We start from the raw sequence: 15,850 nt of genomic DNA, 5'->3' as shown, positions 1-15,850 counted from the left end.
GTTCCTCGACCGCCATTGACGTCTCCGGAATTCCGGTCGGCACACCTCCCGCCGTCACCGGGGGTCGCCGAAGCCCTCGGTGGCCCGTTCCCGACGCAGGTGTGCCAGGGCCCGCCGGCCCAGGTCGGTGTCCTCCCGGGCGAGGGCGGCGTACATGGCGGCGACCTTCTCGTACGGCTGGGCAGGGGGCAGCAGCGGGATCGCCGGGTCCACGACCGCCTCGACCAGGGTGGGCCGGTCCGCCGACAGGGCCTGATCCCACGCCGCGTTCACCTCGTCCGGTGTACTGACGCGGACGCCACGCAGACCCAGCAACTCCGCCCACTGCGCGTAGGGAGCGTCGGGCAGGCGTTGGGAGTCGACGAAGCGGGGGTCGCCCTCCATCTCGCGCTGCTCCCAGCTGACCTCCGCCAGGTCGCGGTTGTGCAGCACCAGCACCACGAACCTCGGGTCGGCCCAGTCCCGCCAGCGGTGGGCGACGGTGAGCAGTTCGGCCAGGCCGTTCATCTGCATCGCGCCGTCCCCGGCCAGGGCCACCACCGGGCGGTGCGGGGTGGCGAGTTTCGCCGCCAGCCCGTACGGCAGCGCCGAGCCCATGGAGGCCAGGGTGCTGGACAGGTGCGCGTCGACGCCGACGGGCAGCCGCAGGTGTCTGGCGTACCAGTAGGTGACCGAGCCGACGTCGACGGCCACCTGCGCGTTGCCGGGCAGCCGGTCGGTCAGCGCGTGCAGGACGTACTGCCGGTTGAGCGGCTCGGCCTCGGCGGTGGCCCGCTGCCGCGCGATGTCCCGCCACCGGGTCACCTCGCCCTCGACGCGCTGCCGCCAGCTCCGGTCGGTCCCCGGGGCGAGCAGCGGCAGCAAGGCCCGGATGGTGGCGGCGGCGTCGCCGAGCAGCGGCACCTCCACCGGGTAGCGCATGCCCAGCCGCCGCCCGTCGATGTCGATCTGCACCGCCCGGGCCTGCCCGGGTGCGGGGTAGAACTCCGACCAGGGGTCGTTGCTGCCGACGATCAGCAGGGTGTCGCACTCGCTCATCAGGGTGCTGCTGGCGGTGCTGCCCAGATGGCCCATCACCCCGGTGTGCATCGGCAGTGCCTCGTCCAGCACCGGCTTGCCCAGCAGGGACGCGGTGATCCCGGCGCCGAGCGCCTCGGCCAGCTCGACCACCTCGGCGGCGGCGGCGCGGGCGCCCTGCCCGACCAGGATCGCCACCCGCTGCCCCGCGTCGAGCAGGTCGGCGGCGGCCCGCAGGTCGTCGGCGCGGGGACGCAGCTCGGGCACCGGCAGGCCGGGGTTGGTCACCATGATCCCGTGCTCGTGGGCCGTCAGGTCCGGGGCCGGGGCGGTCTGCACGTCGTGCGGCAGGATGACGCAGGTCGGGCTCCGGGTGGCCAGGGCCGTGCGGACCGCCCGGTCCAGGAGCATCGGCAACTGCTCCGGCGCGTACGCGGTCTGCACGAACTGCGCGCACACGTCGCCGTAGAGGCGGACCAGGTCGATCTCCTGCTGGTAGCCGCTGCCCAACACCGACGTCACCTGCTGGCCCACGAGCGCGAGCACCGGCTGGGAGTCCAGCCGGGCGTCGTAGAGACCGTTGAGCAGGTGCACCGCACCCGGCCCCTGCGTGGACAGGCACACCCCCAGCCCGCCGGTGTACTTCGCGTGGCCGCACGCCATGAACGCAGCCGTCTCCTCGTGCCGGGCCTGCACGAACTCCGGCCGACCCGCCCGCCGCAACGCCCCCATCACCCCATCGATCCCGTCACCGGAGTAGCCGAAGACCCGGTCCACCCCCCAGTCCGCCAACCGGGACACCACCAGATCCGACACCGTCGCGTCCGCCACCGCCGCCCCCTCGCCTCAACCCGTCCTGCCCAGCATGAGGCCGTACCCCGAACCGCCTCGTTGTACCGGACAGACCGCATCTCGTTGAGATCCTCGCCTTCCGCCGCCGACCTGTCGGCGGCCCGTCGGCTGACACCCGTCACTCAACGTGGCCTGCGAACAACGGCCACATCGAAGCTCGAAGCTCGTACACCGCTCAACTGGTGTCCGCGGCGAACGTCGTGGGTATGGTGGTCTCCGGGTCAAGACATGTGCCCAGGTCCGCCGACCGCGCCGACGACGCGGGAGGATCCGACTCTCCGATGCACCAGATCGGGAGGCGCCATGTCCATCCTCGAACAGCCGACTCGACACCGTGCGCGGGTCGCCAAACCGATCATGACGCTGAACCTGGACAGCGAAGGGCCGGTACCAGCCATCGCCGTTCGCGGTGAGGTCGACATGAGCACCGCCCATCTCATCGACGAGTTGGCCGCACACGTGATCGCCCGGCGACCCGCCCGGTTGATCCTCGATCTGTCCCGGGTGACCTTCTTCAGCGCGCACGGCATCAGCGCCCTGCTGCGCACGCAGCGTGCCGCCGCGTGCGCCGGGGTCACGCTGACCCTGCGCGATGCCGCCCCGTGCGTCAGCCACCTGCTGGCGGCGACCCGTACCCGATTGAGCAGCACCGTGCCGACGGCGCGAGACGGCCAGGTAGATCCGGTTGGAATGCGCCGGGCGGGGGAATTCAGCCCCGCATGAGGTTCGCGGCTGCGGCAGTGGGCGCAGCTCTGTCGGTGGCGACCACGGCTGGCTGCGGGGCGGTGACCGACCGCGCTGACGCGGCCGCCGCCGTCACCACCCGGATGCTGGACGTCGTCGCGGGGCTCGACGGCACTACCGCCTGCACCCTGCCACCGACACCGGCACCGCGGCTGGAACAGTCCGCCGACAAGCCGTGCACCGAGGCGATCCTGGCCGAGGACCTGCCCGAACCCGGCGCGGTCGTCGCCACTGTACGTGTACGGGCAGCGGGCGCAGGTGCGGCTGAACCGCGACACCGTCTTCCTCGCCGTCTTTCCCGGCGGCTGGCGCGTGGTCGCCGCCTGCGCGGCCCGAGGAGACAAGCCCTAAGACTGCGTGCTGCAGGGAGGGTGAGCCATGCGATTGCAGATCGTGCTGCTATTGAGCCCCAACGCGTGGCGATCACGGTCACGGTGACACCGGTGGTCGGGTCGGCGGCCTGCAGGTCGTGGTGCGCGCGTTCGAGGCGGACCTGGCGGACGTACCGCATCGGGGTGGTGTCGTGGTGGCGGCGGAACGCGAGTTGCGGAGCGCGCGGGCGCACGCCGGCCGCGGCGGCGATCTGGTCGACGGTGATCGGTTGGTCGGCGTGGTCGTCGACGTAGGCCACGGCTCGGCGTACCGCCCGGAAAGTGACCTCGCCGGCGGCCCGCAGGGCCGTAACGTGTGGGTTTTGGGAACACGGCCAGGGCCGTCGCCGCGAGCAGGTGACGGGTGTCGGCGGTGACCAGTGGGTTGAGCATGGGTATGCGCCAACCATTCCCGTGGCGGTAGGGTGCCGGCTCTGGATAGGCAACAGATGGATCGCCGCATCCGGCTGTTGCCGGGGCGACCCCGCGGGTGCCCTTGGTCGAGCAGTCGGGCAAGGGCACCCGCGTCCAACCGTTCGCCTCCGCGCCGGTCGCCGGGCGGGTCAGGTTCCTGCCCGGTCGTCGTCCTGCCGGGGGAACCGGTGATCGGCGCGGTGGCTTCAGGGGGTGTTGGCGTCGGCGTAGCGCAGGACAGCGCCGATGCCGTGCTCCAGTGGTGCGTCATCGGGTCCAACGAGGACGAGGCCGGCGTCGGTGCCGGCGATGGCGCGCAGCAGGGCGGCGTCGGCGCGTACCCGTTGCGGGTCGGACACGCCGAGGTCGCGCAGGGTCTGTTCGTCGGCCGCGACGAGGGTGGGGTCGTCCGGGCCGATCCAGAGGGTGTCGGTGGACGAGGTGTCGTTGACCAGCAGCACCGTGTCGACCTGCCCGCGCTGCAGTGCCGCCACCACCTCGGCCAGCCCGGTCGGCGCGCTGCCGTCCCCGGCCTGGGCCTGGTAGTGGTCGATGATGTCGCGGGTGTGTCGGTCGGCCACCTCGGCGATGGCCCGTACGGTCACGTCGTCCAGCGCGGTGTTGTCGGCCCCGGCGTGACGTGAGCCGGCGTCGGTGCGAACCGTGCGCTCACGCCAGCGGACGGGCAGCCGCTCCACGAACAGCTGCGCCGCCCGGACGTCTCCGCCGACGACGATCACCTCGGCGCCGATCGACTCGGCGAGATCCACCGAGGCCGCGGCCACGTCACCGGCGTTGCGGTCCCAGGACACCTCGGCCGCCTGCTGGTAACGCCGGTGCGACCAGCCGCCGGCCTGAACCTTGCGCAGCGGGAACGTCTCGCCGCCCTCGACGGTGCGCTGCCGGGGTGCGCCGTCGGCGGTGACTGCGTCGAGGTCGCCGCCGGTGCGGTCGGCGAGCACCCGGACGTGCGGGACCTCCTCGCCGCGCTGGGCGAGCAGCGGCATCACGTGTGGCAGCGGACCGTGATGGGCCTCGTCGCTCGGTGGGGGAGCGGGCAACGGCTCGACCAGCGCGACCTGCCCGGCGCGGGCGAACAGCGCCAGCCCGTACCGGCCGGGCTGGGCGGGCTGGTCACGCACGGCCTGGTCGAGCGCGTCGAGAGTGGCGGGGTCGGCGCCCTGGCCAGCCAGGTCCTCCCGCAATGCTCGCCACCGCAGCCCCACCTCATGGTCGGCGTTCTCGCCGGCGCGGCTGGCGTCCAGGTAGACCGACGTCCACGGGCCGGGCTGGTCGTACAGCGGTCGGAGAAAGCCGAGGTTCATGACAACTCCTTCTCGTCGTGGCTCCCGGACCTCCTACCCCCACATCTCCCGACATCACGTCTCGTCCGTCGGTGCCGGGGTAGCGGGTCGGGACACGGACGCTGCAGAGCTATCCGTCCTTCTCGATCACGAGGTCGACCCACTCGGTGCCTGGACTGTCGTCGCTGCGGCTGCCTCAGCTCGGAGGTGTGCGGTGAAGTGGTCGGGGGCAATGCCGCGCCAGTGGCACCTTCCCGGACGGCGTCCAAACCGTGTCGCCGAGGGCGATCTCGACAACCTCGCCGTCGTAGGACTTTCCAGCCCGCTCGCTCCTGCACGGCCGAGCCGCGTAAGCGAAACCCTGGAACCTGGGTCTCGCACATCGTGTCCGAGGTGCCTGCCGGCCATGGCGGGAGGCTGGGGTCGCCGTGCCCGCGGGGCCGGGAGTGGGGATGGCTGTGTGTGTTCAACCCCGGTCCAGGCAGCGAGGAGTCGGCACGTGGGCGGACCTCCCCGATGCAACAGCGAGGAAGATCGGGAGAACCAGTGAGTGTGATGTCTAGCGAGACGGCCCCGGGAAGTCGGGCCCGATGACGTTGGCCGGACCAGTCGCGTGTCCGAGTCGCTCACAGCTGGTAGGCGAGGTTGATCATCATGCCGGTCTCGGCGTGGTAGATGTTGTGGCAGTGGGTCATCCACTGTCCGGGGTTGTCCGCGTCGAGGTCGACGGTGACGGTCTGGCGCGGGGTCACGATGACGGTGTCCTTGCGGGGGCCGCCGTCGCGGAGGGCGAAGGTGTGCCCGTGCACGTGCATGGGGTGGAACATCATCGTCTGGTTGGTCATCCGCAGCCGTACCCGTTCGCCCTCCCGCACCAGGAGCGGCTCGGCGTCGCTGAAGGTCTTGCCGTTGATGGTCCAGCGGTAGGGCATCATGCCGCCGCCGAGGACCAGGTCGTGGGTCCGGTCCGGGGCGCGCTGGGGCAGCCGTACGCTGTCGGCGGCCCGCAGCTGATTGGTGAGGATGACGCGCCGGTCGAGTTCGGCCGGGCGCACCTGGGCCGCCGGTGGCCTGCCGCCTCCGGTCCGGACCACCGCGAGCGCCTGCCCCGTCTTGCCCTCGGCGACCGCGACCAGGGGGAACACCCCGTCGGCGACGACGACCTCGACGTCGACGCGTTCCCCCATCCCGACGACCAGTGCGTCGGTGACGTCCGGGACGACCGGGAACCCGTCGCTGTGCGTGACGGTGAGCCGGTGCCCGCCCAGCGCCACCCGGAACGCGGTGTCGGAGGCGGCGTTGACCAGCCGGATGCGTACTCGCTGGCGGGGCCGGGCGGTGAGCGTGACGGGAGCGGACGGCGCCCGACCGTTGATCAGGTAGTGCGGGTAGTCGACGTCGCCCGCGCCGCCGAGCAGCGGCGACATCATGGTCTCCATCTCGCCGCCACCCATCGGCATCCCGGCGCCGTGGTTCATGCCGGGCATGCCGTGCCCGCCGTGCATGCCGCTAATGTCCGCGCCGAGGGCGGCCAGGACGTCGTCCGGCGTGCGCCCGGTGCCGTCGACCCAGTCGTCGAGGACGATGATCCATTCCTGGTCGTAGCGGCCCGCGTCGTTCGGGTCGTCCACGATCAGGACGCCGTGGAGCGCCCGGTCGAGTTGCACGCCGGAGTGCGGGTGATAGAAGTAGGTTCCCGGGTCGGGCAGGGTGAACTCGTAGGTGAAACGCCCGCCCGCGCCGATCGGGTCCTGGGTGACGCCGGGGACGCCGTCCATGTCGTTGCGCAGCGCGACGCCGTGCCAGTGCACGCTGGTGTCCGTGGGTAGATCGTTGACCACGTCGACGCGGAGCCGGTCGCCGGCCTTCGCCCTGATCAGCGGGCCGGGGGCGGCCTCGGCGTAGCTCCAGGTGTCGACCGTCACGCCACCGAGATCCAGGGTCACCGGGCGGGGGTTGAGGGTGGCGCGGACGGTGGCGGCGCCGGGTCGGCGCCGGGCCAGTTCAGCGCGGCGGATGGCCTCGGCGTGAGGGTCGATCAGTTTCGGGGCGGCGCGTTCGGCGGCGACGGCAACGACGCCGGCGGTGCCGGCGAGACCGACGGCGCCGGCGGTCCCGGCGAGCAGGTGGCGGCGGGTGAGCAGCAGTGCCATGGAGACTCCTTCGGTGTCCGCTACCAGCGTGATCAACCGCCGGCCCGGCGTGTAGGGATCGGGCCGCATCTTCAGAGAATCTTCATGGCCCCCGATGGGGTCGTTCCGCCGGCTTCGCGCCATGGTTGAGGGGGACGAGAGGTCACCCTGAAGCCGCACCGGGGGGCACTCCGGTCGGGTGGGTCAACGACGAGGAAGTGGACGTAGCCGATGAGCAGGACGTCGCAGCCGACGCGACCGCGCAGCAGGCCCGGATCCGGGCGCAAGACGCAGGGTCGCGGTGCGCCGGCCGCACCGACGCGGAAGATCGTCATCGCGGCGCTGGCCGGCCTGGCCGTCCTCACCAGCGTGGTGGTGTTCGCCCTACGCGGGCAGGGATCTTCGGACGACCACACGGCTGGTGCCGGACACGAGGGGTTCGGGCACGTCCACGGGATCGCGGTCGACCCGGGCAGCGGTGCCCTGCACGTCGCCACGCACGTCGGGCTGTTCCGCATCGACGATCCGCGGACCGCCGTACGCGTGTCGAAGGACGACCTGGACCTGATGGGCTTCACCGTGGTCGGCCCCCGGCATTTCCTGGCCTCCGGCCACTCCGCGCATGGCCCGGCCAACGTGGGCCTGATCGAGTCGACCGACGGTGGCGCGACCTGGCGGGAGAAGTCACTCTCCGGTGCGGCGGACTTCCACGGGCTCCAGGTCGCCCACGGCTCGGTCTACGGCTACAACTCGACCGACGGCGCGTTCATGGTCAGCGCCGACCAGCGGAGCTGGGAGCAACGTTCCCGGACGGCGATCGGCGCGTTCGCGGTCAGCCCGATCGACGGCGGGACCGTCCTCGCCGTCGGACGCGACGGCCTGCAGCGTTCCACCGACGGCGGTCGTAGCTGGCAGCCGGTTCCCGACGCCCCCGCTGTCGGCCTGCTGACCTGGGACCGCACCGGCGTGTGGACGGTCTCCCGGAACGGAGCGGTCTGGTCGTCGACCGACGGCGGGGGGCAGTGGCAGCGGCGCGGCGTCGTGCCGGGTGAGCCGCACAGCTTCGCCGTGCAGGACGGCACCCTCTTCGCCGCCCTCAGCGGTGACCGGGTCGTCGCCAGCACCGACGGCGGTGCCACCTGGACCGATCGGTACGCGCCGGAGTGAGGAGCACGGCCGCGAGGGGTCAGGGCATGAGTGGACGGGTGCTGGTCGTCGACGACGAGCGGAGCCTCGCCAAGGTCGTGGCGAGCTACCTCGAGCGTGACGGCTACCAGGTGCGCTGTGTCTTCGACGGCCCGGCGGCGCTGGACGCCGCCCGGGAGGACGAGCCCGACGTCGTCGTCCTGGACCTGATGCTGCCCGGCCTCGACGGTGTGGAGGTGTGCCGGCGACTGCGGTCGTTCAGCGACTGCTACGTCATCATGCTGACCGCCCGCACCGAGGAGGCCGACAAGCTGACCGGCCTCGGTGTCGGGGCCGACGACTACCTCACCAAGCCGTTCAGCCCCCGCGAACTGGTTGCCCGGGTCGCAGCGATGCTGCGTCGCCCACGGGAGCGACGCGCCCGACCGGAGGCCCCGCCGCGCCGGTTCGGTCCACTGGAGGTCGACGTGGCCGCGCGGGAGGTTCGCCTGGACGGAGCCCCGGTGCCGCTCACCCGCACCGAGTTCGACCTGCTGGCGGTCCTGTCCGCCCGGGCGAACGTCGCGCTGAGCCGCGCTCAGCTGATCAGCGCGGTGTGGGGGGACGGGTGGGTGGGCGACGAGCACCTGGTCGACGTGCACATCGGACATCTGCGCCGCAAGCTCGACGACGATCCCGCCCGCCCCCGGTTCATTCGCACGGTGCGGGGCGTCGGCTACCGGATGGGACCGCAGTCGTGAACCTCCGGCGGGTCAACCTCGCGGTGCGGCTCTTCACCGCACAGGTGCTCGTGCTTGCCGTGGGCGGGCTGACCCTGGGGCTGGTCGCCGTCGCAGTAGGGCCCCGGATCTTCCATGACCACCTGGGTCAGGTCGGCGGGGAGGTCAGTGCCGAGGCGACCCGGCACGTCGAGCAGGCGTACGCCTCGGCGAACGCGCTCGCGCTCGGTGTCGGTCTGCTCGCCGCGCTGGTTGCGGCGCTGGCGGCCAGCGCGTACGCCACGCGGCGGATCGCCCGCCCGCTCGCGCACTTCGCACACGCCTCGGCCAACCTCGCGGACGGACGCTACGAGGTCCGCATGGCCGACCCCGGCCTCGGGGACGAGCTCAAGACCCTCGCCGTCTCCTTCAACACCCTGGCGGAACGCCTGGAGACCGTCGAAGCGACCCGGCGACGGCTGCTCGCCGACCTCGGCCACGAACTGCGCACCCCGCTCGCCACCATCGAGGCCTACCTCGAAGCGGCTGAGGACGGCGTCGCCGTCGACGACGAAGACCTCCAGTCGGTGCTGCGCGTCCAGACCGCGCGGCTGCACCGCCTCGCCGACGACATCGCCGCGGTCTCCCGCGCCGAGACGCATCAGCTCGACCTGCACCCGGTACGAACGGCCCCGGCGGACCTGGTCCGGGACGCCGTGGCCGCAGCGCGGCCCCGCTACGCCGGCAAGGGCGTGACCCTGCGCAGCGACCTTCGCCCGTCCCCGCAGGTCGACGTCGATCCGCAGCGGATGGGGCAGGTGCTCGGCAACCTGCTGGACAACGCGCTACGGCACACACCCGCGGGCGGGACAGTGACGGTACACGTGACCGGCGGTGCCAGGGGTGTGGAGCTGGCGGTGGCCGACACCGGTCCCGGCATCCCGGCGCAGCACCTCCCGCACGTCTTCGAACGCTTCTACCGGGTCGACACCGCCCGGGACCGGGGCAACGGCGGATCCGGGATCGGGCTCGCCATCGTACGAGCCGTGGTCAGCGCCCACGGGGGTCGGGTACGGGCGGAGAACGTCCCGGGCGGTGGCGCGATGGTCACGGTGGTCCTGCCGGCGGCGGGACAGGCGCAGGTCTGACCGGACGAAGCGGCCCCTGGCGACGTGCGCCGGGGGCCGCTTCGGTGCCCGGTCGGGTCAGGCGGAGTAACCGCGTGAGGCGGCCCAGTTCGCCAGTTCCTCGACGTCCATCCAGTAGGTACCGTCACCCACCGGCTGCCACGGGTCGGCGATCTTCACCTTTTCACCGTCACCCTCGTAGGCGACCACGGTCAGGTAGTGGCCCGGGAACGACCGCTCGACACCGTCGAGGTCGGTACCGGCGCCGATGACGTTGACCACGGCAACCCGCTCGTCGTCGACGGCGGCCTTCAGGTCGGCCTTCATCCGCTGCACCTGCTCCGGCGTGACCGAATCGGTCGGCAGCTCACCTGCCTGGTAGACCTCGGAGCCGAGCTCCTCGTTCAGCACACGGGTGATGTCGAAGACCGACGACGTACCGGCCTCGGTGGTGCCCAGCTTCTCGGCCAGCTCGTCCTGGCTCGGGACCTCGCCCTGCGCGCTCAGCGCGATCCGCGTCGACGCCGGCCCGCAGTAGTAGAAGTTCGGCTGCGCCTCGAACGCGTAGTCGCCCACGCGCTTGTCCGCGCCGTCCCTGGCCCTGTCGGCCTGGACAGTGCTCGACGGGGTGCTCGCCTGCGGTGCCGCCGCTTCGGCGGCGACGGCCGGGCCGGCGGCGAGAGTACCGGCGAACGCCAGACCGGCGACGCCGAGAGCGCTCGTGCGAACAATCCCGGTGGTCACATTTTCGGGAAGCCAACGAGTGAACGTAGTCATGGGTATTCGCCTCTCATCCGGGGGTGAGCGGCGCGCGACCTACACGAGGGCGCACCACTGATGGGATGTCAACCGGAGACAAGACCCGGGGAGTCGCCCTCACCCGGGCATCGCAGATGTAACGACGTCGGGAGAACCCGCATTCCGCCGGCAGCCTTTTCCTCGGCGAGCACCGGGCCCGGTCGAGTCCCGGTCTCAACCTTCCCGATCAGCGGGACATTCCGGGAACCAGGCTGTTCGCACCAGCGGACATTGTCGGCGGAAACACGCCAGTGAGGCATCCTCGCCCGGGTCCGCTTTCCCTTCGCTCCGCGCCGTTTCGGGTCATTCGGCGGCGGCAGCCGCCGGAATTCTCGTAACGTCGCGAGTGTGACGGGCATGTTGCGAGGTCATGGAGGCGTCCGATGATGTGGGACGGCGCGATGGCGGGCTGGATGATCGTCTGGTCGATCCTGATCCTGGCCGGCTTGGTGGCAATCATCATGCTCGCCGTACGGACGTTCTCCGGCGGCCCCGAAGGGCGAACCGGTGGACGGACCTCGGCCCGCCGGATCCTCGACGAACGCTACGCGCGCGGCGAGATCAGCGACGAGGAGTACCGCCAGCGCCGGCAGACGCTGGAGTAGACGTACCACCCGGCTGAGCGCGAGGACGACCTGCCCTGGAACGACCCTCCCGTGAGGCGGCTGGGAAACGCCACGATGATCGTCGGCAGGCTCCGTCAGGACTGCGGATCCCGGCCGGGCGGTGCTCACTTCACAGGGACGGTGATCGTCTGCCCGCTGCTGATGGTCGTCGGGGGATGACCGGCGACCCGTACGGTGACCGGTCGTGCGTTGCAGGGTGACGCGGCCAGGGTGAGGTCGTGCCGGGTGACGGTGAGGTGCAGTTGGTGGCTGCGGTAGGTGAGCAGCGTGTGGAGGCTGACCATTTCCTGCGGCAGCCGTGGGTTGAGCCACAGGGCGTCGTGGCGGGTCTCCAGACCGAGGTAGCCGCGTTCGGCCAGGTCGAGGGTGCCGGCCATGGCACCCAGGTGGATGCCCTCGCGGGTGGTGCCGCCCTGGGTGTCGCTGATGTCGGCAGACAGTGCCTCGGTGAAGAACCGCCAGGAGGCCGCGCGGTCGGTGCGCGCCTGCACCCACGCGTACACGACGCGGCAGAGGGTGGATCCGTGGCTGATTCGCTCGACGTAGTACTCCACCGTTCGCCGCAGTGCCTGCCGCGGCCACCGGTAGCCGAGGCCGGCGAGCAGATCGCGCAGTTCTTCGGCGGAGAGCAGGTAGAGCAGCATGAGCACGTCCGCCTGCTTGCCGATCTGGTAGCGGTTGGGTGAGTCGCCCTCGGCGGCGAGGATGAGATCGAGGCGGCCGATGTTGCCGTACCGGGCGGTGTAGCCCGGGAGGTCGAACTCGGCCAGGTCGGCGTACCCGTCGAACTGGCTGATGATCTGCCGGCCGTGGAACGGCACGTACATGCGGGTGGTGATGTCCCGCCAGCGGCCCAGTTCCTCCGTCGCGACGCTGAGCGCGTCGGCCGGATTGCCGCCGTCGTGACAGCCGAGCAGGTCGACCACCTCGAGGACGCGGTGCAACAGCCACACGGTCATCACGTTGGTGTAGGCGTTGTTGGCGAGCCCCGGCGTATCGGCGTCGGGGTAGCCGTCGTGGAACTCGTCCGGGCCCATCACCCCCGTGATCCCGTACCGTCCGGTGCCGGGGTCTTCCTCGGCCAGGTCGGCGAAGAAGCGGGCGATCTCCACCATCAACTCCGCGCCGTACGTACGCAGGAAGTCCAGATCACTGGTGGACTGGTAGTACTGCCACACCGAGTAGGCGATCGCCAGGCCGACGTGCCGTTGAAGCGCCGAGTGGTCCGGCATCCACTGGTCGCTGCGCGTGTTGAACAGCTCCGTCGGGGTCTCCTCGCGGCCGTCGCTGCCCGACTGCCAGGGGAACATCGCCCCCGGGCGGCCCACTGCCGCCGCGGCGATCCGGGCCGCGTCGAGCCGCCGCCACCGGTAGAGCAGCAGGGCGCGGCTGACCTCGGGCAGATGCAGCACGAGCACGCGGTGCACGAAAACCTCGTCCCAGAAGACGTGGCCCCGGTAGCCCTCCCCGTGCAGGCCGCGCGCGCCGACGCCCGCGTCCAGGTCCACCAGGTTCGGCGAGGTGGCGGTGAGCAGGTGATAGGTGTGCAGGTTGAGCGCCAACGCCGGCGTGCCGCCGTCGGCGCGCAGTTCGACGTGGCTGCGTTCCCACAGCCGCCGCCAGGCGTGCACGTGGGTGGTGAGCAGGTCGTCGAAGGAGGCCGCTCGGGCCACCGCCTGCCGTGCGGCCGTGGCCGGTTCGGTTACCGCCCGGTCCCGGGAGGTGTAGCAGGCCACCGTCTTCTCCACCCGCACCGGCTGGCCCTCGCAGACGGGAACCGTAAAGGTCTCCGCGGGTCGCCCGGTGGTCATGTCGACCTGGCGTTGCACGTCGGCCTGCGCGTCGGGCACCAGTACCCGGGTACGCGCGGCAAACGCGACGTCGATCCCGGACTGGCTCGTGCGTACCCGCAACCACAGCCCGACCGGGTCGTCGGGTCCCTGCCCGGCCGGCTGCAGGTGTCGGCCGGCCAGGGGCGCGTACCCGGCGACCTGACGGTTGGTGACCTGCCCGTCCAGGGCCGAACACACGTGCAGCGTGCCTGACCAGTTCTCGGCGACGAAGGTCGTCTGAATGGCAGCCAGATGCGGAGCGGCCATCGACACCAGGGTCGTCGACACGACCGTCGTCGCCCGGCCGTCACCGTCGACGTACCGGTAGCGGCGGTGGAGTACGCCGGCGCGAAGGTCCAGGCTCTGCCGGTACTCGCTGATCACCGGCCCGTCCGGGCTCACCCACCGGTCCTGGTCGACGCCCCATCGCAGCACCAGCCAGTTGGGGAGGTTGACCAGGCTCTCGTCCTCGTGGACGTGGCCGTGGACGCGGGTGCACAGCCGGTTGAACACGCCGGCGGCGTAGGTGCCCGGGTAGTGGCCCGGCCCGGTGTCGGCCTCCGGGGCGGCTCCCCGGGTGGCCAGGTAGCCGTTACCGACCGTGCACAGGGCCTCCCGGATCCCCTCGCCGTCCGGATCCACACCGGCGTAGTCGAGCAACCATCCGGCGTGCCCCACACTCGCCTCGGTTGTCCGGCTGGTCTGCCACCAGCGGTGCCGCGCCGCATCCTCGTCGATGGCGGCGGCCCTCAGACTCGTGAGAACCAGGTCGGCGCCGTGCCGAGACAGCTCCGCCGTTGCCCCGCCGTCCCGGTCCAGGCCGATGACCAGACCGAACCCGGCCGCGCGGGCGGCCAGCACACCCGCCTTCGTGGCGTCGACGACCGCGGCCCGCGCGGGATGCACCCCCAGCGTCCCCGCTGCGAGCAGCAGCGTGGCCGGCTCCGGGCAGGCCCTCTTCGGCTGCCTCGTGTCGTCGGCGTCAACGACGGCGGTGAACAGTTCCTCAAGCCCGCCAGCCCTCAGTGCCTCCCGGCAGCGTTGGTGAGTGACCACCACAGCCGTGGACAACCCGAGATCACGGAGGCGTTCGACCAGCTCAACCGTGTCCGGAGAGGGCGTCGCGTCCGGAGCCACGTCCCGCAGCACCACGTCGAGGTCGAACAACACCGCGTCGAGCCGTTCGAGCGGCAGACGGACCGCCGCCGGCAGGACCTCCCGGGGCTCGCTGCCGCTATTCACCTGCACAGTTGGTGGGGCGCGACCGAACATTCGGTGCGGGTACCCTGAAACTGGGCACCAATGCCCCTGTCGCCGAACCGCACGACCTGGCGTACCGCCGGCAGGCGGCATCGGCCACGGATCCGCACTATGGGCCGCTGACCGCCGTCCACACCATTCCCCCGGCGAGGCCCAGCGCGAGGCTGACGGCGGCTGCCGTGACGGCGGTGCGGGAGGCCCACCGTCCTACGGCAGAGCTTCTCTCCGCCGGGTGCCCGCCCGGCTCCGGTCGCCGGTAGGTGGGGACGATCCATCGCAGGTAGTAGAAGAGGCTGATCAGGGTGTTGGCGAACACGACGACGGCGAGCCAGCCGTGGCCGCCGTCCCAGGCGGCCGTCGCGGTGGTGAGCTTACCGATGAACACCACGGTGGGTGGCGTACCGACGAGGCCGAGCAGTGCCACCACCAGGGCGGCGGCCAGCCAGGGAGCCTGGGCCGCCAGGCCCCGGTAGTCGGCGAGGTCGCGGCGGTCGGGCAGGGCGGCGGTGACGGCGAAGGCTGCGATGTTGGTTACCGTGTAGCCGGCGAGGTACAGCAGCAGTGACGGCAGGGCCAGGTCGCTGCGGCCGGCCACCACCACGGGAACGAGCAGGAACCCGACCTGGCTGACGGTGGACCAGCCGAGTAGCCGGCGCGGATCGGACTGCCAGTACGCCGCCAGGTTTCCCCACGTCATGCTCGCTACCGCCACGGTGGCCACCAGCACCGGCCAGGGCACCGTGTCGGGCAGGACACCGACCAGGCGGTAGATCGCGACCAGCGCCCCGATCTTGGGCACTGTGGTCAGGAACGTCGCGGCCGTGGCGTTGGCGCCCTGTGCCGCGTCCGGCACCCAGAAGTGGCCGGGTACCCCGCCCGCCTTGAACACCAACCCCGCCACCAGCGCGACGGCCGCTGCGGTCACCGCCCCGGGCGGCGCGTCGGCGAGCCGGGCGGTGAGGTCGGCGTAGCCGGTGCTGCCGGTCAGTCCGGACAGGACCGTCACGCCGAGCAGGAGCAGGATGCCGAGCAGCGCCCCCAACAGGTAGGTCTTGACGGCTGCCTCGGCGCCGGCGGCGGTCGACACGATCCCGATGAGTCCGTACAGCGGAATGGTGGCCAGCAGGAACCCCACGGCGAGGACCAGGAGGTCGTCCGCGCCGGCGAGCAGCACGGTTCCGGCGGTGCCGAACAGCAGCAGGGCGCAGATCTCGCTCTCCCGTGCCGCACCGGCGATCTCGTCGGCGGCCAGGACGAGCACCAGCAGCGTGCCGACGGCCGCGATGATCCGGGCGGCGCCGGTGGCGGTGTCGACGGTGAAACTGTCGTCGAAGGCGGTCCGGGTCGGCCCTGCCAACCCCACCGCGGCGGTGCCGACGACGGCGACGAGGACGACGGCGGTGAGCACCCGGATGATCCACTGCCGGTGCCGGGGGACGAACGAGCCGCCGAGCAGCGCGGTGAGCGCTCCGACGACCAGCAGCATCTCGGGCAGCAGCAGCAACGGCCGCATCATGTCCGTCTGCACC

The 15,850-nt window shown here is 71.7% G+C and carries 12 protein-coding genes; 5 read left to right on the top strand and 7 right to left on the bottom strand.

The genetic code is table 11. The annotated features are described in order from the left end of the window. Positions 1 to 54: 54 nt before the first annotated feature. A complete protein-coding gene (locus GA0070560_RS18640; protein WP_091299174.1) occupies positions 55 to 1,848 on the bottom strand; it encodes a thiamine pyrophosphate-requiring protein in 1,794 nt (597 codons plus the stop codon). 324 nt (positions 1,849 to 2,172) lie between these two features. Here GA0070560_RS18640 and GA0070560_RS18635 point away from each other — a divergent pair, with 324 nt between their 5' ends. Further along, positions 2,173 to 2,592: an STAS domain-containing protein gene (locus GA0070560_RS18635; protein WP_170839473.1), complete on the top strand. Its 420-nt coding sequence runs from the start codon at positions 2,173 to 2,175 to the stop codon at positions 2,590 to 2,592. Here GA0070560_RS18635 and GA0070560_RS30085 read toward each other — a convergent pair. The 3 genes from GA0070560_RS30085 to GA0070560_RS18615 all read right to left on the bottom strand — a co-directional run bounded on the left by GA0070560_RS30085 (position 2,579) and on the right by GA0070560_RS18615 (position 6,855). After that, entirely contained in the window at positions 2,579 to 3,394 is an 816-nt protein-coding gene (locus GA0070560_RS30085; RefSeq protein ID WP_425412676.1) for a helix-turn-helix domain-containing protein, read from the bottom strand. The genes GA0070560_RS18635 and GA0070560_RS30085 overlap by 14 nt on opposite strands. 210 nt (positions 3,395 to 3,604) lie before the next feature. Beyond that, positions 3,605 to 4,723, bottom strand: a complete 1,119-nt coding sequence (locus GA0070560_RS18620; RefSeq protein ID WP_091299168.1) for a baeRF2 domain-containing protein — start codon at positions 4,721 to 4,723, stop codon at positions 3,605 to 3,607. 605 nt (positions 4,724 to 5,328) lie between these two features. After that, positions 5,329 to 6,855 (bottom strand): multicopper oxidase family protein, encoded by a 1,527-nt coding sequence (locus GA0070560_RS18615; RefSeq protein WP_091299164.1) that lies wholly within the window; start codon positions 6,853 to 6,855, stop codon positions 5,329 to 5,331. 210 nt (positions 6,856 to 7,065) lie between these two features. On the opposite strand from GA0070560_RS18615, the gene GA0070560_RS18610 reads away from it, so the two are divergent. The 3 genes from GA0070560_RS18610 to GA0070560_RS18600 are packed head-to-tail and all read left to right on the top strand — an operon-like array spanning position 7,066 to position 9,826. Further along, the gene (locus tag GA0070560_RS18610; protein ID WP_091299160.1) at positions 7,066 to 8,001 is read left to right on the top strand and encodes a F510_1955 family glycosylhydrolase; all 936 of its coding nucleotides are present in this window, start codon (positions 7,066 to 7,068) and stop codon (positions 7,999 to 8,001) included. 26 nt (positions 8,002 to 8,027) lie between these two features. Next, positions 8,028 to 8,720 (top strand): response regulator transcription factor, encoded by a 693-nt coding sequence (locus GA0070560_RS18605; protein ID WP_091299157.1) that lies wholly within the window; start codon positions 8,028 to 8,030, stop codon positions 8,718 to 8,720. Continuing rightward, the gene (locus GA0070560_RS18600) at positions 8,717 to 9,826 is read left to right on the top strand and encodes a HAMP domain-containing sensor histidine kinase (protein ID WP_091299153.1); all 1,110 of its coding nucleotides are present in this window, start codon (positions 8,717 to 8,719) and stop codon (positions 9,824 to 9,826) included. Before GA0070560_RS18605 ends, GA0070560_RS18600 begins: the two co-directional genes overlap by 4 nt. Positions 9,827 to 9,883: 57 nt before the next feature. On the opposite strand, the gene GA0070560_RS18595 is transcribed toward GA0070560_RS18600, so the two are convergent. Further along, positions 9,884 to 10,582, bottom strand: coding sequence for a C39 family peptidase (locus GA0070560_RS18595; RefSeq protein WP_091299150.1), 699 nt, complete (start codon positions 10,580 to 10,582; stop codon positions 9,884 to 9,886). Between the two features lie 404 nt (positions 10,583 to 10,986). Here GA0070560_RS18595 and GA0070560_RS18590 point away from each other — a divergent pair, with 404 nt between their 5' ends. Next, a complete protein-coding gene (locus GA0070560_RS18590; protein WP_091299144.1) occupies positions 10,987 to 11,208 on the top strand; it encodes an SHOCT domain-containing protein in 222 nt (73 codons plus the stop codon). Between the two features lie 125 nt (positions 11,209 to 11,333). Here the strand turns inward: GA0070560_RS18590 and GA0070560_RS18585 are convergent, their stop codons facing one another. After that, positions 11,334 to 14,303 carry a glycosyl hydrolase family 65 domain-containing protein gene (locus GA0070560_RS18585; RefSeq protein WP_170839472.1) on the bottom strand — a complete coding sequence of 990 codons (2,970 nt, stop codon included), beginning with the start codon at positions 14,301 to 14,303 and terminating at the stop codon, positions 11,334 to 11,336. Positions 14,304 to 14,430: 127 nt separating this feature from the next. Beyond that, positions 14,431 to 15,849, bottom strand: a complete 1,419-nt coding sequence (locus tag GA0070560_RS18580; RefSeq protein ID WP_170839471.1) for an NADH-quinone oxidoreductase subunit N — start codon at positions 15,847 to 15,849, stop codon at positions 14,431 to 14,433. Position 15,850: the final 1 nt, after the last annotated feature.

Source organism: Micromonospora halophytica (assembly GCF_900090245.1).
GTDB lineage: Bacteria > Actinomycetota > Actinomycetes > Mycobacteriales > Micromonosporaceae > Micromonospora > Micromonospora halophytica.
This window is presented reverse-complemented; position numbering and strand designations above follow the sequence as displayed.